Annotated in this window: 16 protein-coding genes; 12 read left to right on the top strand and 4 right to left on the bottom strand. The window is 64.5% G+C overall.

The window, feature by feature from the left end:
- Positions 1-73 precede the first annotated feature (73 nt).
- The 7 genes from Q0602_RS25020 to Q0602_RS24990 all read left to right on the top strand — a co-directional run bounded on the left by Q0602_RS25020 (position 74) and on the right by Q0602_RS24990 (position 8,382).
- Positions 74-601 carry a substrate-binding domain-containing protein gene (locus tag Q0602_RS25020; RefSeq protein WP_298848969.1) on the top strand — a complete coding sequence of 176 codons (528 nt, stop codon included), beginning with the start codon at positions 74-76 and terminating at the stop codon, positions 599-601.
- A gap of 210 nt (positions 602-811) precedes the next feature.
- Positions 812-2,062 (top strand): sarcosine oxidase subunit beta family protein, encoded by a 1,251-nt coding sequence (locus tag Q0602_RS25015; RefSeq protein WP_207034940.1) that lies wholly within the window; start codon positions 812-814, stop codon positions 2,060-2,062.
- A gap of 12 nt (positions 2,063-2,074) precedes the next feature.
- Positions 2,075-2,464 (top strand): sarcosine oxidase subunit delta, encoded by a 390-nt coding sequence (locus Q0602_RS25010; protein WP_106418260.1) that lies wholly within the window; start codon positions 2,075-2,077, stop codon positions 2,462-2,464.
- Positions 2,461-5,514, top strand: a complete 3,054-nt coding sequence (locus Q0602_RS25005) for a sarcosine oxidase subunit alpha family protein (protein WP_298848958.1) — start codon at positions 2,461-2,463, stop codon at positions 5,512-5,514. The genes Q0602_RS25010 and Q0602_RS25005 overlap by 4 nt, the downstream gene beginning before the upstream one ends.
- Positions 5,507-6,187: a sarcosine oxidase subunit gamma gene (locus tag Q0602_RS25000; protein WP_298848955.1), complete on the top strand. Its 681-nt coding sequence runs from the start codon at positions 5,507-5,509 to the stop codon at positions 6,185-6,187. Before Q0602_RS25005 ends, Q0602_RS25000 begins: the two co-directional genes overlap by 8 nt.
- Positions 6,188-6,236: 49 nt before the next feature.
- On the top strand, positions 6,237-7,103 hold the full coding sequence (purU, locus tag Q0602_RS24995) for a formyltetrahydrofolate deformylase (protein WP_298848953.1): 867 nt from the start codon (positions 6,237-6,239) through the stop codon (positions 7,101-7,103).
- 277 nt (positions 7,104-7,380) lie between these two features.
- Positions 7,381-8,382: a TerC family protein gene (locus Q0602_RS24990; protein ID WP_295039589.1), complete on the top strand. Its 1,002-nt coding sequence runs from the start codon at positions 7,381-7,383 to the stop codon at positions 8,380-8,382.
- Here the strand turns inward: Q0602_RS24990 and Q0602_RS24985 are convergent.
- Positions 8,339-10,018, bottom strand: a complete 1,680-nt coding sequence (locus Q0602_RS24985; RefSeq protein ID WP_298848951.1) for a hypothetical protein — start codon at positions 10,016-10,018, stop codon at positions 8,339-8,341. The genes Q0602_RS24990 and Q0602_RS24985 overlap by 44 nt on opposite strands.
- A 187-nt stretch (positions 10,019-10,205) precedes the next feature.
- Here Q0602_RS24985 and Q0602_RS24980 point away from each other — a divergent pair, with 187 nt between their 5' ends.
- The 3 genes from Q0602_RS24980 to Q0602_RS24970 all read left to right on the top strand — a co-directional run bounded on the left by Q0602_RS24980 (position 10,206) and on the right by Q0602_RS24970 (position 11,853).
- Positions 10,206-10,871, top strand: coding sequence for an alpha/beta fold hydrolase (locus Q0602_RS24980; RefSeq protein WP_295039592.1), 666 nt, complete (start codon positions 10,206-10,208; stop codon positions 10,869-10,871).
- A gap of 10 nt (positions 10,872-10,881) precedes the next feature.
- Positions 10,882-11,511 (top strand): DUF938 domain-containing protein, encoded by a 630-nt coding sequence (locus Q0602_RS24975; protein ID WP_298848950.1) that lies wholly within the window; start codon positions 10,882-10,884, stop codon positions 11,509-11,511.
- A 102-nt stretch (positions 11,512-11,613) separates the two neighbouring features.
- A complete protein-coding gene (locus Q0602_RS24970) occupies positions 11,614-11,853 on the top strand; it encodes a hypothetical protein (protein ID WP_149433735.1) in 240 nt (79 codons plus the stop codon).
- 83 nt (positions 11,854-11,936) lie between these two features.
- On the opposite strand, the gene Q0602_RS24965 is transcribed toward Q0602_RS24970, so the two are convergent.
- On the bottom strand, positions 11,937-13,352 hold the full coding sequence (locus Q0602_RS24965; protein WP_298848949.1) for a PhoH family protein: 1,416 nt from the start codon (positions 13,350-13,352) through the stop codon (positions 11,937-11,939).
- A 325-nt stretch (positions 13,353-13,677) separates the two neighbouring features.
- Positions 13,678-15,351, bottom strand: a complete 1,674-nt coding sequence (locus Q0602_RS24960) for a peptidoglycan DD-metalloendopeptidase family protein (RefSeq protein WP_298848948.1) — start codon at positions 15,349-15,351, stop codon at positions 13,678-13,680.
- A 457-nt stretch (positions 15,352-15,808) separates the two neighbouring features.
- On the opposite strand from Q0602_RS24960, the gene Q0602_RS24955 reads away from it, so the two are divergent.
- Together Q0602_RS24955 and Q0602_RS24950 are read left to right on the top strand one after the other, a co-directional pair.
- Positions 15,809-16,747: a LysR family transcriptional regulator gene (locus Q0602_RS24955; RefSeq protein WP_298848947.1), complete on the top strand. Its 939-nt coding sequence runs from the start codon at positions 15,809-15,811 to the stop codon at positions 16,745-16,747.
- A gap of 146 nt (positions 16,748-16,893) precedes the next feature.
- Complete coding sequence (locus Q0602_RS24950; protein ID WP_298848945.1) at positions 16,894-17,898, top strand: glutathione S-transferase family protein; 1,005 nt, start codon at positions 16,894-16,896, stop codon at positions 17,896-17,898.
- A 55-nt stretch (positions 17,899-17,953) separates the two neighbouring features.
- Here Q0602_RS24950 and Q0602_RS24945 read toward each other — a convergent pair whose 3' ends face one another.
- Complete coding sequence (locus Q0602_RS24945; RefSeq protein WP_298848944.1) at positions 17,954-18,457, bottom strand: YaiI/YqxD family protein; 504 nt, start codon at positions 18,455-18,457, stop codon at positions 17,954-17,956.
- Between the last annotated feature and the right edge of the window lie 506 nt (positions 18,458-18,963).

The raw sequence follows: 18,963 nt of genomic DNA, 5'->3' as shown, positions 1-18,963 counted from the left end.
TCCGAGTCTTGATCCAAGATCGACTGTGGCTGAGGATGCGCGGGAACTGCAATCTTTGCGGAGAATGCTGTGCGTGGTTTCGGGTGCTTTGGATGGGCTGTTTGTGGAGGCCGCGGCGCGGCGAGCCGACGCGGCGCGGGTGCTGTTCATCGGGGGGCGAGCCGAGGACCACAACACCCGGGAGCGTATCGAAGGCTTTCGCCAGGCCCATGAGAGGCGCGGCCTGGCAACGAAGCCCACGGATATCGTGCCCTGCGATTATGCCGCCGAGAAGGCCCAGGCAGCGCTCGGGGCCTACGTCGAGCGCGAGGGACATCTGCCCGCGGCGATGTTCGTCAACTCCACGATCTCGCTGGAAGGGATCGTGCGCTGGCTGCGTCTGGGCGGGCACGATATGAACGACATCATCATGGGCTGCTTCGACTGGGATCCGCTGGCGGCAGCCTTCCATCCGCGCCTGATCATGATGCGCCAGGACGTTTCCACGATGATCGCGCGCCTCTTCGACTGGATCGACACCCCGCCTGAGGATCCAACGATGCGCCTGGAGGTCATGCCGGAGATCATCGGTCACTCTGCGGCAGTCCCGGGGCGCGGATAGCCTCGCGCTCTCGTCGGTTCGGCGCCGTCCGGGCCGCCCCTCGAACGGCAGCGGCGATCCTCTCTGTCGCAAATCGCAATGTCATGTCGCAAACACGCCCGAGCGTGACGTCGCAGAACATCATGGCCCCAAGGGTGGACGATACCATCGCGGAAAATCATCGACCCGAGGGTCGATACCGCCGTCCGCCGTGGCGTAGAGAGGGTCCCCATGCAACGTTATTCCGGTTTCAGCCTGGTCAAGCACGCGCTCAGTCATCACGAGAACTGGCAGCGTCACTGGCGCAATCCCACCCCCAAGAAGCGCTACGATGTGATCATCGTCGGCGGTGGCGGCCACGGTCTGGCGACGGCCTACTACCTCGCCAAGGAGTTCGGCGTCACCAATGTGGCGGTGATCGAGAAGGGCTGGCTGGGTGGCGGTAATACTGCGCGCAACACCACCATCGTGCGTTCCAACTATCTTTGGGACGAGGCGGCACGGCTCTACAACCACTCCCTCGATCTGTGGAAGGGGCTGTCCCAGGATCTCAACTACAACGTGATGTTCTCGCAGCGCGGCGTGCTCAACCTGGCGCACACCCTGCAGGACATGCGTGACGTGCAGCGCCGGGTCAATGCCAACCGTCTCAACGGCATCGACAGCGAGGTGGTGACCCCCGAGCAGATCAAGGAGATCGAACCGGCGCTGGATATCTCCAAGAGCGCGCGTTACCCGATCATGGGCGCCTCGTGGCAGAAGAGCGCCGGGGTCGCGCGTCACGACGCGGTGGCCTGGGGCTTCGCCCGTGGCGCCGACGCGCTGGGCGTCGATCTGCTGCAGAACACCGAGGTGACCGGCTTCAAGATCCGTGATGGCCAGGTCTACGGCGTGCACACCAACCGCGGCGACATCGAAGCGCACACGGTGGGCTGCGTGGCCGCGGGCAACTCCGGCGTGCTGGCCAAGATGGCCGGGCTCAAGCTGCCGCTGGAGTCGCATCCGCTGCAGGCACTGGTTTCCGAGCCACTCAAGCCGATTCTCAACACCGTCACCATGTCCAACCACGTGCACGGCTACGTCAGCCAGTCCGACAAGGGCGACCTGGTGATCGGCGCGGGGATCGACGGCTACCTGGGTTACGGCCAGCGCGGCAGCTTTCCCACCATCGAGCACACCCTGCAGGCGATCGTCGAGATGTTCCCGATGTTCTCGCGGGTGCGCATGAACCGGCAGTGGGGCGGCATCGTCGATACCTGCCCCGACGCCTGCCCGATCCTGTCCAAGACCAAGGTCAAAGGACTCTATTTCAACTGCGGCTGGGGCACCGGTGGTTTCAAGGCCACCCCCGGCTCCGGACACGTTTTTGCAGCCAGTCTGGCTAAAGGGGAAATGCACCCCATCGCGGCGCCGTTCTCCATCGACCGGTTCAATACCGGCGCTTTGATCGATGAACACGGCGCCGCCGGCGTGGCGCACTGAGGAGAGCACACCATGTTTCATATCTTCTGTCCCTACTGCCAGGAGTACCGCGAGGAAGAGGAGTTTCATCCCAGCGGTCAGGCACACCTCGTCCGGCCGGCCGATCCCGCCAGCGTGAGCGACGAGGAGTGGGGCGACTACCTGTTCTTCCGTGACAACCCGCGCGGTATCCACCACGAGATGTGGGTGCACCGCCTGGGCTGTCGCAAGTTCTTCAATATCACCCGCGACACCGCGACCTACGAGATTCTCGAGACCTATCGCATGGGCGAGCAGCCGAGCATCACCGCCGCCAACGCCGAGGTCCGCCGCGAGCAGGGCGTGCAGACCGCCGACGGCGGCTGGCAGACCGTGGGCGCACAGCCCGAGAACAGCCGGCTCAACGAGGAGACGCCGTCATGACCCAGTCCAACCGTCTCAATCAGGGCGGGCGCATCGACCGCTCGCGGCGGCTGTCGTTCACCTTCAATGGCCAGCAATATACCGGCTTCGCCGGAGACACCCTGGCCTCCGCGCTGCTGGCCAACGGCGTGGATATCGTCAACCGCAGCTTCAAGTATTCGCGTCCGCGCGGAATCGCCGCCGCCGGGCCCGAAGAGCCCAACGCCATCGTCCAGCTCGGCGCCAGCGAGGCCGCCCAGGTGCCCAACGTGCGTGCCACCCAGCAGGCGCTGTATGACGGCCTGGTGGCACGCGGTACCAACGGCTGGCCGAACGTGCAGCGCGATGTCATGAGCTGGGTCGGCAAGCTGGGTGGCAGCTTCATGCCGCCGGGCTTCTACTACAAGACGTTCATGGCCCCGGCCTCGATGTGGATGACCTACGAGAAGTTCATCCGCAAGGGGGCCGGCCTCGGTCGCGCGCCTACCGAAGCCGACCCGGATATCTACGACCATTTCAATCAGCACTGCGACGTGCTGGTGATCGGTGCCGGCCCCGCCGGGCTTGCCGCCGCGCTCTCCGCCGCCCGTGCCGGCGCGCGGGTGATCCTGTGCGACGAGCAGGAAGAGATGGGCGGTTCGCTGCTCGACAGCCGTGAATCGATCGACGGCGCCCCGGCCAGCGCCTGGGCCGAGCAGGTGGTTGCCGAACTCTCCGGCCTGGCCAACGTCACGCTGCTGCCGCGTACCACCGCCAACGGCTATCACGACCACAACTTCGTCACCCTGCACGAGCGGCGCACCGAGCACCTCGCCGATACCGCCGCGGGCGCCGGTCGCGAGGGCGAAGTGCGTGCACGGCTGCACCGGGTGCGTGCCGGCCGCGTGGTACTGGCCAGCGGCAGCCACGAGCGCCCGCTGGTCTACGCCAACAACGATGTGCCCGGCAACCTGGTGGCAGGGGCGGTCTCCGTCTACATCCGCCGCTTTGGCGTGGTGCCGGGGCAGCGTCTGGTGCTCTCCACCAACAACGATCATGCCTACCGCGCGGCGCTGGACTGGCAGGAGGCCGGCCGCGAGGTGGTCGCGGTAGTCGACTCGCGCGCCAAGCCGGACGGCGATCTGGTCAAGCAGGCCCGCGACGCCGGTATCCGCGTCATCACCGGCAGCGCCGTGATGGAGGCCACCGGCAGCCAGCGCGTCAGCGGTGCCAAGGTGGTGGCGATCGACACCGAACGCTTCGTGGTGACCGGTAAGGTCGAGACGCTCGAGTGCGATACCATCGCCAGCTCCGGCGGCTACAGCCCGGTGGTCCACCTGGCCTCGCACACCGGCAAGCGCCCGCAGTGGCGCGATGACCTGCTCGGCTTCGTGCCCGGTGAGGTCAAGGGCATGCATTTTGCCGGCGGCGTTCATGGGGTCTATGCCCTCGGCGAGACGCTCACCGACGGCGCCGACGTGGGGGCCGAGGCGGTGCGTGCGGCAGGCTTCGAGGAGGCCGCGGCGATCGCGGTGCCCGAGGTCGCGGTGCGCCAGGAGTCGCCGACCAGCGCGCTCTATCAGATCCCCCACGAGAAGCCGCCGCTGCGCGCGCCCAAGCAGTTCGTCGATCTGCAGAACGATGTCACCGCAGCCGCCGTGGAGCTGGCGACCCGGGAGGGCTTCGAGTCGATCGAGCACGTCAAGCGCTACACCGCGCTGGGCTTCGGCACCGACCAGGGCAAGCTGGGCAACATCAACGGCATGGCGATCGCCGCGCGCTGCCTCAATCGCTCGATCCCCGAGGTGGGCACCACGGTCTTCCGTCCCAACTACACCCCGGTCAGCTTCGGCGCCATTGTCGGCCGCCACTGCCGCGAGCTGTTCGATCCCGAGCGCTACACCGCGCTGCACCAGTGGCACGTGGAGAACGGCGCCGAGTTCGAGGATGTCGGCCAGTGGAAGCGCCCCTGGTATTTTCCACAAAAACGCCGCGCCGACGGTCAAGAGCGTCTGGAGACGATGCATGAGGCGGTGGCGCGCGAGTGTCTGGCGGTGCGCCGCGGCGTGGGTATCCTCGACGCCTCGACCCTGGGCAAGATCGACATCCAGGGGCCGGATGCGCGTGAGTTCCTGGGCCGGGTCTACACCAACAAGTGGGCCAAGCTGGCACCGGGGCGCGTGCGCTACGGGCTGATGTGCAAAGACGACGGCATGCTGATGGACGACGGTACCACCAGCTGCCTGGCCGAAAACCACTTCCTGATGACCACCACCACCGGCGGCGCCGCCGGCGTGCTGGAGTGGCTGGAGCTGTGGCATCAGACCGAATGGCCGGAACTGCAGGTCTACTTCAATTCGGTCACCGACCACTGGGCGACCATGACCGTGACCGGTCCGGACGCGCGCAAGCTGATGTCGGAAGTGACCGATATCGATCTCGACCGTGAGCAGTTCAAGTTCATGGACTGGAAGGAGGGCAAGGTCGCCGGCGTCCCGGCGCGGGTGTTCCGTATCTCCTTCACCGGTGAGCTGGCGTTCGAGATCAACGTCCAGGCCAACTACGCCATGCACGTGTGGAAGGCGCTGTTCGCCCACGGCGAGAAGTACGACCTCACGCCCTACGGCACCGAGACCATGCACGTGCTGCGTGCCGAGAAGGGGCTGATCATCGCCGGTCAGGACACCGATGGCTCGGTGACCCCGGAGGATCTGGGCATGCACTGGGCGGTGGGTTACGACAAACCGTTCTCGTGGATCGGCCAGCGCGCGCTGACGCGTCCGGACACCGCCCGCGAGGATCGCAAGCAGCTGGTGGGGCTCAAGCCCAAGGACCCCAAGGTGGTCCTCGAGGAGGGAGCGCAGATCGTGCTCGACCCCGAGCAGAAGATTCCCATGACCATGATGGGCCACGTCACCTCGAGCTATTACAGCCCGGTACTGGAGAGCGGCTTCGCGCTGGCGGTGCTCAAGGGCGGACGCAACCGGATGGGCGAGACCGTCTATCTGCCGATGTCCGATGGCAGTGTCCACCAGGCCGAAGTCGTGAGTACCGTCTTCATCGATCCCAAGGGAGAGCGCCAGAATGTCTGAAGCCCGTTCTGAAGATAATGGCGGCAACGCCGCCACTTTCGATACGCATCCGGGCGCTGACGCCGGCGTCACCCCCGAGTCGCCGCTGCAGTGGAGCCGGGTACAGGGGCGCGTCACCGAGGAAGGTGGCGCCGCCGAGCAGATCCGAGTGGTCGAACGGCCGTTCCTCGGTCATCTGGTGCTGCGCGGCGGTGCCATCACCCTCGACGAGGCGGTGCGTGCCGAGCTCGGCGTGAGCCTGCCGGGCAAGCCGCTGGGGCTGGTGCTCGACGCCGAGGGCAGCCGTTCGGTGCAGTGGGTCTCGCCGGACGAGTGGCTGGTGATCGTGCCCGCTGGCGAGGAGTTCGAGCTGGAGAATCGGCTGCGCGCGCGGCTGGGGGATGCCCACTTCGCCATCGTCAACGTTGGCGGCGGCCAGACCCTGCTGGAGCTCTCCGGCGAGAAGGCGCGCGAGCTGCTGATGAAGTCGGTCACCTACGACGTCCACGAGCATGGGCTGACGGTGGGCAAGGCGGTAGGCACCGTCTTCGCCAAGACCAGCGTGGTGCTGCGGCGTCCCAGCGAAGAGCGCTTCGAGCTGGTGGTGCGGCGCAGCTTCGCCGACTACTGCGTGCGCTGGCTGCGGGATGCCGGGCGCGAGTACGGGCTGCGCGTGGAATCCGCGTCGCACTGACGATACAAGGCCCCTGCGACAGTAGGGGCCAGGCCTGGCTGGAGCCAACATGCACTCTGAAAACAACAGCTGGATTCTGTCCGCCCAGTGCCCGAGCCGGCTGGGCACGGTGGACGTGGTGACCCGTTTTCTCAAGGAGCAGGGCTGCTACATCACCGAGCTGCACTCCTTCGACGACTACCGCGGCGGACAGTTCTTCATCCGCGCGGCCTTTCTCCCCGAGCAGGCCGATTTCGACGGCGACGACTTCCGCGGGCAATTCGACGCGCGGGCGTCGGCGTTCGACATGCACTTCGAGCTGACCCCGCCGGACTATCGCCTGCCGGTGGTGATCATGGTCTCCAAGACCGACCACTGCCTCAACGATCTGCTCTATCGCTATCGCACCGGGCAGCTGGCGATCGATGTGCGTGCCATCGTCTCCAACCATCCGGATCTAGAGCCGTTGGCGGCGTGGCATGGGCTGCCCTATCACCATCTGCCGATCACCCCGGAGACCAAGGCGGAGCAGGAGGCCGAGGTGCGCCGGGTGGTCGAGGAGAGCGGGGCGGAGCTGGTGATCCTGGCGCGCTACATGCAGGTGCTGTCGCCCGAGCTGTGCCACCACTTCGCCGGCCGCGCGATCAATATCCACCACTCGCTGCTGCCCGGCTTCAAGGGTGCCAAACCCTACCACCAGGCCTACGAGAAGGGCGTGAAGCTGGTCGGCGCCACTGCCCACTACATCAACGACGATCTCGACGAGGGGCCGATCATCGCTCAGGGCGTCGAGGCGGTCGACCATGCCCACTACCCGGAAGATCTGGTGGCGCGTGGACGCGACATCGAGTGCCTGACCCTGGCGCGGGCGGTGCGCTACCACCTGCAGAAGCGCGTCTTCCTGCATGCCGGGCGCACGGTGGTGCTCTCCGGCTGAGCGCGCCTCGGCGCATCCCGCCGGCGCCTGTCGAAAAGCTGAAAAAGCCCGTGTTTCCACGGGCTTTTTTCCTTGCTCTGCCATTGGCGGCGGGCCACAATGCGCGGGCACGGAAGGGGAGTATCCCACCGCCGGCGCCGCGTGCGCCGCCGGTTCGATGATGTCGTCAGCACGGGCCACATTGCCCCGGTATCATCGGTTGTTCGGGCACCCAGCGGGTGCCGCGGTCAGCGGGAGAGACTTTCGGTGACGTTCACCGTCAACCGGAGGTTTCCCTATGCACGTACCCGTCTGGGTCTGGCTGGCGACTGTCGCCGGCATCGCCGCACTCTTCATCTTCGATTTCTACGCCCATGTGCGTAAGCCCCACGATCCCACCTTCAAGGAAGCGGCCTGGTGGTCGGTCTTCTTCATCGCGCTGGCGGTGATCTTCGGTGGCGGTCTGTGGTGGGTCTGGGGCGCGCAGCATGGCGCCGAGTACTTTGCGGGTTTCATCACCGAGAAGAGCCTGTCGGTCGACAACCTGTTCGTGTTCCTGATCATCATGGCCAAGTTCGCGGTGCCGCGCGCCTACCAGCAGAAGGCGCTGTTGATCGGCATCGTGATTGCGCTGATCCTGCGCGGCATCTTCATCGCGGTCGGTGCCGCGGCCATCGCGCAGTTCAGCTGGGTTTTCTACCTTTTCGGCTTTTTCCTGCTCTATACGGCGATTCAGCTGGTGCGCGAGGGCGCGGGCGGTCACGACGAGAACGAAGAGTACGAGCCCAACGCCATCGTGCGCTGGATCCAGCAGCGTCTGCCGGCCACCGACGAGTTCGACAGCGACCGCCTGCTGACGGTCAAGAACGGCAAGCGTCTGGTGACGCCGCTGTTCATGGTGGTGGTGGCGCTGGGGATGACCGACGTGCTGTTCGCACTGGACTCGATCCCGGCGATCTACGGGCTGACCAAGGAGCCCTATATCGTCTTCACCACCAACGCCTTTGCCCTGCTGGGGCTGCTCCAGCTCTATTTCCTGCTCGGCGGCCTGCTGACCCGACTGGTCTATCTCAGCCTGGGGCTGTCGTTCATCCTGGCCTTCATCGGCGTCAAGCTGATCATCGAGGCGATGCACACCAACAGCCTGCCGTTCATCAACGGCGGAGAGCCGCTGCATCTGGTTCCGGAAATCCCGATCTGGCTCTCCATGTCGATCATTCTCGGTACCCTGGTCGTCACCACCGTCGCCAGTCTGATCAAGAGCCGGAACCTGAAGTCGGCGACGTCTCATCAGGAGTGACATCGCCGTAGATCCGATGCAGCAGCTCCCGCATTCCCTCCATGGGAATCGCGGCTTGCGGCCCGGGCGGAAACATGCCGGGCCGGAAGCCGTTGTCGATGAATCCCCGTAGCAACGCCGGATCGTCGCTGATGACATGCAGCGGCACATCCCTGCCGGGCGTGTCGCCGATGATGGCCGGCGCGGCCTGGTGGTCGCCGAGTATCATCATCAGGGCGTGATCGCCGCGGGGCAGGTTCCGGCCCAGGTAGCGCCGGGCAAAGCCGCTGGCCGCCTGTAGCGAGTAGTCGATGGCCGGGCCGTAGTTTCGGCGCATCGCCTCGGTGTCCTGCCACAGCGTGGCGTAGTCCTCGCCCGCGCCTCTCCAGCGATCGAAAACCCGCCCGTCTTCGACCGTCGACCAGTCCTCGATCATGTCGATGACCGGCGACCACGGGGCGTGGCTCGACAGCGTCGCCAACTCGGTAAAGCTCGGCCGGTCGTGACGTGACAGCGCATAATCCTCGACCCGTTGCCAGGTGAACTGATCGGGCATGCTGGCCCACCCCATCGAGGGGCCTTGATAGTCCATGCTCCCGGCGGTGTGGATCTCGTCGTAGCCGTAGCGGCCGCCCTCGGGCCAATCCCGGGTGATGCCCGGCATGATGGCGATGGTGGCGTGCCCGGTCGCCTTGAAATCGTCGATCAGGGTCGAATGGGGGCTATTGATCATCAGCTCGAACCGCAGCTGCGACGTGACCGGCAGGCCGCTGGCGAAAGTGGCGTGATTGAGCCAGGACTGGCCGCCCAGCGTGGCAGCGGTGATGCGTCCGGTGGCCACCGACAGGCCGGCGGCGGCGAGCTGGTGCGCTATCGTCTCGAGGCGCGGCCGAATCTCGGCCCTGAACGGTTCGCGCTCGATGGCGGCGACGCCGTAGGACTCGATGAAGCCCAGGATGACATCGGTGTCGGCCAAGCCGGGAAGGGCCTGGCCGCCGGGCGCCGCATAGGCGTGATCGTCGTCGTACAGCCGGCGCCCGAACGTCGCCATCGCCTGGCGTGTCTGCAAAGCGCGCTGCCATTCGAACCTCACGAAGCTGGCAGCGGGGTGGCCGAGCCTGGCGATCCAGGCCGGCGCGTTGTCCTGGGACAGGACATTGACGCCCGCCAGCCCGATGCCTCCCGACAAAACCAGCAGCAGCGCCAGCGCGCGTGGCGTGTTGCGAGCGTGAAAACCGCGCAGCAGTCTCGCCAGCAACAGGCCGGTGGCGAACGCGGCGAGGCCGGCGGCCGATAAGCCTGCGATGGCCAGCGGCAGGTCGAGATTGGTGACGATCAGCTCGACCAGGATGGGAACCAGCTTGATGTCGGTATAGAGGTTCAGCGATCGCCCCTGCAGGGTTTGCGTCAAGGCGTCGCCGGCGGCGCCGAAGACGATCGCCAGCGCGAACAGAGCGACCAGCCCGGATAGCCAGCGTCGCCAGCGCGAGGGGGGCAGCAGGGCCAGCACACCGACGATCAGCGGCACCTCGAGGGCGATCCAGTGTCGCGGTGGAAAGCCCGCCCAGGGAAGCTCCGGTGTCAGCAGCAGGATGTTGAGCAGTGTCAGGGCCAGAAGCAGGTGCCAGCGAGGCGCCTGGGCGAGGGAAAACGTCATGGCTCATCCTTGAGTCGGGTCGGGCGATTCGGAATCGGCATGGCTTTGACCTGTAGCCGTCGGGTGGGCGTGAAGCGAATCCGTTCATCATCCTACGCAGCGCGCAAGGTTTCGGATGGCACGTTAAACTGGGTGACCTGAATTTCGAACCCTAACCGGGCCAACCAGGCGACGAGGACGATCCAACATGACAGCTGCGCGCGAGTTGATCATTGAACCATCGAACGGGAGAAAGGCCGATGCCTGTGTCATTCTGCTCCATGGGCTGGGGGCCGATGGTCATGATTTCGAACCGTTGATACCGGCGCTGGAGTTGCCGGATTCGCTGGCCGTGCGGTTCGTGCTGCCCCATGCCCCGCAACTGCCGGTGACGGTCAACGGCGGAATGACGATGTCGGCATGGTACGACATTCTCGAGATGAATCTCGGCCGCCGGGTCGATGTCGAGCAGCTACGCGCTTCCGCCGAGCGCGTCCACGGGCTGGTCGATGACCAGATCGCCAATGGGATCGACAGTCGGCGGATCGTGATCGCCGGTTTCTCGCAGGGGGGCGCGGTGGCCTACGAGGCGGCGCTTTCCTGCGCCCGGCCGCTGGCCGGATTGCTGGCGCTGTCGACCTACTTCGCCACCGCCGACAGCATCGATCTGGCGGAGGTCAACCGCCGTCTGCCCATCGAGGTGCATCACGGCTCGGTCGATCCCGTCGTCCCCGAATCCCTGGGGCGCGAGGGCGCCGAGAAGGTCGAGTCGCTGGGCTACCCGGTCAATTACCGCACCTACGAGATGGGGCACAGTCTGTGCCCCGAGCAGGCGCGAGACATCGCCGCCTGGTTGACCGCGAGACTTCAGTGACGGGGGCGTCATGAACAGCATGGACACTCTGGAACCGCGGGGAAGCGACCGGCGTCTCTCCAGCCCGGCCGCCCAGCGCAATCGGGAGCCGATCCTCGCGGTGCTGCGCTCGGTACTGCCGAGCGCGGGGCGGGTACTGGAGATCGCCAGCGGCAGTGGCGAGCATGCGGTCTATTTTGCCCGTCACCTGGCGCCGTTGTGCTGGCAGCCGACGGATCCCAGCGAGACCGCGCTGGCCTCGATCGCTGCCTGGCGGGAGACCGAGGCGCTGGATAACCTCGCGGCGCCGGTTCGTCTGGATGTCATGGCGGATTGGCCGCCGTTGCCGGATCTGACCGCGGTCGTCTCTATCAACCTGCTGCATATCTCCCCCTGGGCCGCCAGCGAGGCCCTGTTCGCCGCAGCCGGACGTCGGCTTCCCGTGGGTGGCGCGCTGGTGGTCTATGGCCCTTTTCGGCGCCACGGCGAGCATACCGCGCCCAGCAATGCGGCGTTCGATGACCAGCTGCGGGCGCGTGATCCGCGCTGGGGCATTCGCGATCTCGAAGCGGTGGAGCGGCTGGCCGAGGACACCGACCTGAAGTGCGAGGCCGTTCACGAGCTGCCGGCGAACAATCTCTGTGTCGTCTGGCGGCGCTGACGCCCGAGGCGATTCGGCATCGGGCAGGGAGATGTCGCCGCAGCGAGCCACAACTCGACTACACTGGATGCAGACCTTCAACGGCCGACAAGGAGTGATGCCGTGTCAGACTTTTCCGAAGAGTTTCGTATGCCCAAGGGATGCCCCAACTGCGGCAACCATATGATGAAGGTTTCCCAGGCCAAGTCAGCCGATGATCTGGTCTACTGCACCTCCTGCAATACGGAAGTCTGTGCCTGGGAGGAGGCCGAGCGGATCCTGGCCGAAACGCCGCGCAGCGAATCCGAACAGCTGATCGAGGACGTCATGAACAACAAGAAGCCTTCAGAAGACGACTATTGACGGTCACTGGTGGGACATGACCGATGGACGCCCCGGCTTGGCCGGGGCGTCTTGCGTTGGGTGGGAGAAGGTCGACGAGGGAGTTACAGCAACTCCTCCGCCGCCAGGGCGAGTCGGGACCGCTCGACGCTCTTCAGCGTGATATGGCCGGCATGAGGCCAGTCGCGGAAACGTTCCACGACCGCTGCCATGCCGCAGGTGTTGGCCGTCAGGTAGGGCGTGTCGATCTGTCCCACGTTGCCCAGGCAGACGATCTTGGTATTGCGCCCGGCGCGCGTTACCAGCGACTTGAGCTGCTTGGGCGTGAAGTTCTGGGCCTCGTCGATGATCAGGAAGGTATCGTTCAGGGTGCGCCCGCGCATGAAGGTGGGAGAGCGGATCTGGACGCGGGAGCCGATCAACTGCCGGGTCGCGCCATCGTTCCAGCTCGACGATCCCTCGCGCTCGTCGCGCAGCAGGTTGTCCATGTTGTCGTGGAAGGCACCCATCCACGGCGACATCTTCTCCTCCTCGGTGCCGGGCAGAAAGCCGATGTCCTCACCCATCGGGATGGGGGCCCGGGTAAAGACGATACGCTCGAACTGCTTGCTGTCCAGCGTCTGCTGCAGGGCTGCAGCGAGCGTCATGAAGGTCTTGCCGGTCCCTGCACTGCCCGCCAGGGTGAGAAAGTCGATGGTCGGATCCATCAGCAGGTTGAGGGCGAAGTTCTGCCGGCTGTCGTGGGCGTGGACGCCCCAGACGCCGCCGTGATGGCGGTAGTTGGTCAACAGCTGCAGGCTGGCCTTGCGGGGACCATGGCTGCGGACGATGGCCTCGAATTCGGCACCGTTGTCGCTGTCGGAGACCAGCATGCCCACATGCCAGTCCTCGGGGATGCCGCCTTCCAGGTGATAGAAGGTGTGGCCATCAGTGCGTTCCACCATGACCTCGACATCGAGCGATTCCCACAGGCTGCGCCCGTCGCGGCCGGCGTCGGCATAGACCTTGGCTCCCTCGATCATGGCGTCGAGATCATCGAACGCCTTGTCGTTGAGATAGTCCTCCACCGGGACGTTGAGCGCGGTGGCCTTGACCCGCAGATTGATGTCCTTGGTCACCAGCGTGACGGAAGCATCGGGTCTTTCGTCGCGTAGCCGGCAGGTCTCGGCGAGGATGCGGTTGTCGGGGGAGTTTTCCAGTGTCTCCAGTGGCGCCAGGTCCTGGTAGCACAAGAAGCGCAGGCGACCGGCGGGACCACCGGTGACGCGGGGAATGGGAATGCCTTGCTGGATTTCTTCCGGTGTAACGTGGGCGGTGAGGTCGGAGAGGGTGCGGCTGATCTGTCTTGCGGTTCGCGCGATCTCGCGCATGCCATTCTTGTGTTTGTCCAGCTCCTCGAGCACCGTCATGGGGATGACGACATCGTGCTCCTCGAAATGGTAAAGGGCTGCTGGGTCGTGGATCAGGACATTGGTGTCCAGTACGTAGAGCCTGTTCGCTTTCTTGTCGATTCGCACCATCGGCAAAAGCACTCCTGTGAGTTCAAGGCTACTCGACCCTGACAGAGTGCGGTGACAGAACGGTGTCGCCACGATTCACTCCGTCAGTGCCACTATCGTTCGAACGTAAAGACTGTGTCGGCTTTACCTCTCTGACGGATGAAGTCACCCCCAGAATGGCCTGATGTGACCCAAAGCGCTACCCCCATTTGAGGACTCGGCGCAAAAAAACGGTTGCCTCTTTCATGCGGGGAATGGTGGCCATCGGTGAGCCGGCGGTCGCCCCGGGAAGGAGAACCACAAAAAAGCCCCGCCGTGGCGGGGCCTTGAACGACGATGACATCGACTAGATGTTGTCGTCGCTGTCGTCGTTCTTCTTGACGCTGACCTGGGCGATCGCCGGTTCGTTGTCGCCGCTCTGATCCAGCTTCGCCAGCAGGTTTTCCGATTCGCGCTTGAAGGCAGCGAGGGCATCGCCTCGGAGGCTCTGGGACTCCGGCAGCTTCACGCGCATGGCGTCGACCTGGTGGTTGTTCACCAGCACTTCATAGTGCAGGTGAGGGCCCGTGACACGGCCGGTGCTGCCCGAAAGCGCAATCTCTTCACCCATCTTGACGTGTTCGCCGGGCTTGACCAGCGCCTTGCTGAGATGCAGGTAGCGGGTCACGTAGCCGTTGTTGTGGCGAATCACGATATAGCGACCGGCGATCGGATGGTTGACCACCCGTTCGACGATGCCGTCCGCCGGGGCATCGATGGGCGTGCCGCTGCGCATGGCGAAGTCGGTGCCTTTATGCGGGCTGATGCGGCCGGTGACCGGATGGTGGCGGCGCAGGTTGAACGGTGAGCTGATGCGGTAGTGGCCCTGGAAAGGATAACGGTCGAACGCCGGGTCGAGACTGTTGCCGTCCGGGGTGTAGAAATGGTCGTCGGCACTGTTGCGGACTACCGTCAGGTTCATGCGCTGGCCCTCGTACTCGGCGGCCAGCACCTTGGAGTCCATGGAGTGGCCGTCGATCATGTCGGACTCGACCAGCACCCGGAACTGATCCCCCGCGCGCGCGTTGCGACGGAAATCGAGTTTCTTCGAGAGCACGCTGGTGAGTTCGGACACTTCGGCGCTGGAGAGCCCCGTCGACTGAGCCGAGAGCGCGAAAGAGCCGTTGACCGTGCCGGTAAACATGCGTTGGGCGGCTTCGCCCGTCTTCTCGATCGGGGAGTAGGCGAAGTCGGCCGTCTCGTCGTCACGCTGAATCAGATAGCCCTCGCGGGGATCCTTCATCACCCGCAGCGCCAGCAGTTGGCCGTGCTCGTCGAGTTTATAGTCGAAGCTGTGGCCGACCCGCCAGCGCGTGAGGACCTTCTTGTCCGGCACCGTGTTGAGAATCTGCATGACGTCGCTGTACGCCAGGCCCAGCGTCCGCTCGGCGGTCAGGGCGAAGGAGTCGCCGTTCTGAATGGTGTAGCTCTGCCATTCGGGAACGTAGGTCTCACGAGCGGCGATCTCGTCGCCCAGTTCCGTGCTGCCGGAGGGGTCGAGAGAGTTGTCGAAGGACCAATCCTCGTAGGAGGTGCCTCCAATGCTGTCATCGTCTTCGTCGGTCGCCGAGTAGGCATCGCCCACGGGCAATTGCACCGCCAGTTTCCTAACGCTGGGCTTGACCGCCGGCTTGATGATGGGAGAGATCGCCTGCGCTGACGGCTGGGGAACGTCGTCGGCGTGTGCTTCGGGGACCAGATCGAGGTGCATTACCCCCAACGGTTCGAGCTGCGCCAGTGGGATCTCTTTCGACAGATCACCGAGGGAGAAGGCAGTGGAGTCCGTCTCTTTTGGCGTCGCTGAATTGACGATCGACTGAGAAATCGTGGTCGTCGTCGCCAGGGGAATCTGCTTTTGTGCGTCTTCGGAATCGCCGAAAACACCAATGATCTTTTGCGTACCCAGCACGGTGACCATGGTGGCGACCGGTAGCAATAATACTTTGTGCGTGCGGGGCAGCGAATGGAATATTCGCAACATGAAGGTGAAGGCCTGGGTAAAAAAGGATGACAAATTTAAATAAAGGCCGGGGAACAATACCCCAAGGCAGTATTAATTGCCTAGTCTGTATTTAATTACAGTACTCCAGGCCCCGTCATGCGGATGATGGGGCAACGGCGCGGGGGAGGCCCGACGGGCTGCGTCGAAACACCCGGCGTAAGCGGGTGTAATCTGATGGTGCATATCGTTGCACCGATATGGTGCCCTTAAAAGTCTTGTTTTATGGGAAAATATTGCATCGTAAAGCTTTTGTACGGCTTTTATTGATCAATGAGATTGCGTCGACGGCGTCTATTCCCAAGATGGCTTGGCGCGGCCAAAGTCGGAGGAGAAACGCCGATTTCTGACGCGGATGGCAAAATGTGGAAATGTAGAAAGCTCGAGCGCAGGGACGAGTTCCCTGACATCGGATGCGTGAGCCCATGGAGAGAAAGTCGTGCCTAAAGTGACGTTGCTACAGTGGCAGATGCTGGCGGCGGTAGCCGATAACGGTGGGTTTGCCAAGGCGGCGGATGTCGTTCACCGGAGCCCCTCGACGCTCAACCATGCGATTCACAAGATCGAAGAGCAACTGGGCGTGGTGCTGTTCGAGCCCAAGGGCCGACAAGTGGTTCTCACCGAAGCCGGCGGGCTTCTGCTGAGGCGGGCGCGTCAATTGATCGAGAACGCTGCCTCGCTGGAAGACGTCGCCGAACGTCTTGCGGGGGGGCTGGAGGCGGAAGTCTCCTTGGCCGTGGATCAGATATTTCCGACGGATGCCCTCGCGGAGGCGTTGACCCGGTTCTCGGAAGCTTTTCCGCACGTGCGTGTCCAGCTGCACGAGACCGTGCTCAATGGTGCTGTAGAGATGTTGTACGAGGGGCGGGCCGATCTCGTCATCTCGGGTATCGACGCTCAGGGTTTCCTGGGGCAGCCGGTCGTCGACGTGGCTTTCATCGCGGTCGCCCACCCCCGGCATCCACTGCACCTGTTGCAGCGCGAACTGGATCTGCGGGATCTGGAGCGGTATCGGCAGTTGGTGACGCGGGACTCCGCGGTCCGCCATCGACTCGATGCCGGCTGGTTGAAGGCCGAGCAGCGATGGACGCTGGGCCATCTGTCCACCACCATCGACATGCTGGAGCGCGGGCTGGGTTTTGCCTGGGTGCCCGAGCCACGTATCCATAGGGCGTTGCAGCAGGGCCGGCTGAAGGCGCTGCCGCTGCGTGCGGGCGGCGTACGCAAGGCGTCGCTTCAGATGATCTACAGAGATGTCGATGGCGCCGGCCCGGCCACGCGTGCGCTGGCCGATGAGCTGATGGCGAGCGTGGCCTCCACGTGTCCGCGCGAGACGTTGCCGGCGATGCCCGACTCATCGACGCAGCCGAACGAATGAGCCGAGTTATTGCGCTCGACCTTCGGCCGCCGGGATCTATGCTGGCATCGGCAAGTGGCCAAGCGGCACCTGACGCCATTCCGCACTCGTCGTCGGGGGCGTGACGGGTCGGGCGCCACACCACATCGAATGAACAGGAGAGCGTCATGGGATTGCTGGTCGACGGGAAATGGCAGGATCGATGGTACGACACCGAGAGCCATGGCGGGGAGTTCGTTCGCGAGTCCGCCAAGCTGCGCGACTGGATCACGCCGACCGGCGCGCCGGGGCCGAATGGCCAACGGGGGCTGGCGGCGGAGGCCGGGCGCTACCATCTCTACGTGTCGCTGGCGTGTCCGTGGGCACATCGCGCACTGATCATGCGCAAGCTCAAGGGGCTGGAGGCGCTGGTGGGCGTTTCTCACACCAGTCCATTGATGCTGGATCAGGGTTGGTCCTATCGAGTCGACGAAGGTTCCAGCGGCGACAGCCTCAACCATGTCGATTACCATCACCAGCTTTATACCCTGACGGACCCGAACTACACGGGGCGGGTGACGGTCCCGGCGTTGTGGGACCGGCGCGAGCGGCGCATCGTCAACAACGAGTCCGCGGAGATCGTGCGGATGCTGAACACGGCGTTCGACGAACTGACTGGCAGCCGCCTCGATTTCTATCCCGACGATCTGCGCGATGTCATCGACGCCGTCAACGCCGATGTCTACGACCACGTCAACAACGGCGTCTACAAGGCCGGCTTCGCAACCGAGCAGGCCGTCTATGAAAAGCACTTCGCTGCGCTGTTCGACTGCCTCGATCGATTGGAGGCGCGTCTCGACGGACAGCGTTACCTGGCGGGCGAGTGGCTGACCGAGGCCGATATCCGGCTGTTCACCACGCTGGTACGCTTCGATGCGGTCTACCATGGCCACTTCAAGTGCAACCGGCAGCGCATCGCGGATTTCCCGAATCTGTCGAATTACCTGCGGGAACTCTACCAGTGGCCGGGTATCCGGGAGACGGTGGACTTCGACCATATCAAGCGCCACTACTACTACAGCCATCCGACGATCAATCCGACCCGCATCGTACCCGTCGGGCCGATGCTGGCGCTGGATGCGCCGCATGACCGCGACCGGCTGACGGGGCGCGGGATTCGCGGCGGCGAGTGACGGCGGTCGTAGCCCGGACCGGGTAGCAGTCGAGTCGTCTTCGGTAGCGAGCCCGCTAGACGAGAGCATGGCGCTGCAGCCAGCGATCCAGCGCGTTGGCGAACGTCCGGCGATCGCCATCGGTGTAGGCGCTGGGCCCCTGGGTGTGTTCCCCGCTGGCGCGCAGCGTCTCCATGAAGTCGCGCATCTGCACGCGCGACCTGATGTTGTCGAGGGTCAGGTTCTCGCCGCGCGTGGTCATGACCATCGCACCCCGCTCGATGACCTCCTGTGCGAGAGGGAGATCGCTGGTGATGACGAGATCGCCGCTCGTGACGGCGTCGACGATCGCGTCGTCCGCGGCATCGAAGCCATGTGCCACGGTGCGCGACTTGACCCACGGCGACGGCGGCAACGGCAGCGCGTGATTGGCCACCATCCAGGTCCGGGTCTGGGTGCGCTCTGCGGCGCGAATGATGATGTCGCGGGCAACGCGGGGGCAGGCGTCGGCGTCGATCCACAATGTGGGCTTGGGTGTCGTCGGCATGGCAGTGACGCTCGGCTGGCTGAGGAGGGACATGGCGCGCAGTCTACGGCGTTCGTCGCCAGGCTTCACCCGGCGCAACCTCTGCCTGAAGGGAATCCCGGTAGGATTTTTACGTTCGGGTGGTGAAACGTCTACGCCGATGGTATAGTAGCGCCTCCTCGCATGTGTTGACCCCGCCATCCTGCCGATATGTCTGTAATCGACGCCATCGACCCGTGAGTCGATGCCCAGCACCGGACGTATCTCGTACATGACGCTCGGCTTCGCCGTTTTTCGCGTCCGGATGCAACGATGGAGCGCCTAGATCGGTTGACGTATCACGCAACCGGGCGCATCAAGGTCGCCACATACGCTGTCGCTTTCGAATCCGCTGGCGACAAGCGCAATGCCTGGTGCGACCGGCATTCAGTGGTAATCACGCCACCAATGCCATGACATTTTCGCCGGTGCCTACCGGCCACTCCAAGGTGTGAAATGACCTCGACTGTTACTGCTTCGCCTAGCTTTGGCGATCTGGCTCTATTGCCGGAAGTACTGAC

Origin of the sequence: uncultured Salinicola sp., assembly GCF_937921195.1 — a bacterium.
In the GTDB taxonomy this organism is placed as follows: domain Bacteria; phylum Pseudomonadota; class Gammaproteobacteria; order Pseudomonadales; family Halomonadaceae; genus Salinicola.
This window is presented reverse-complemented; position numbering and strand designations above follow the sequence as displayed.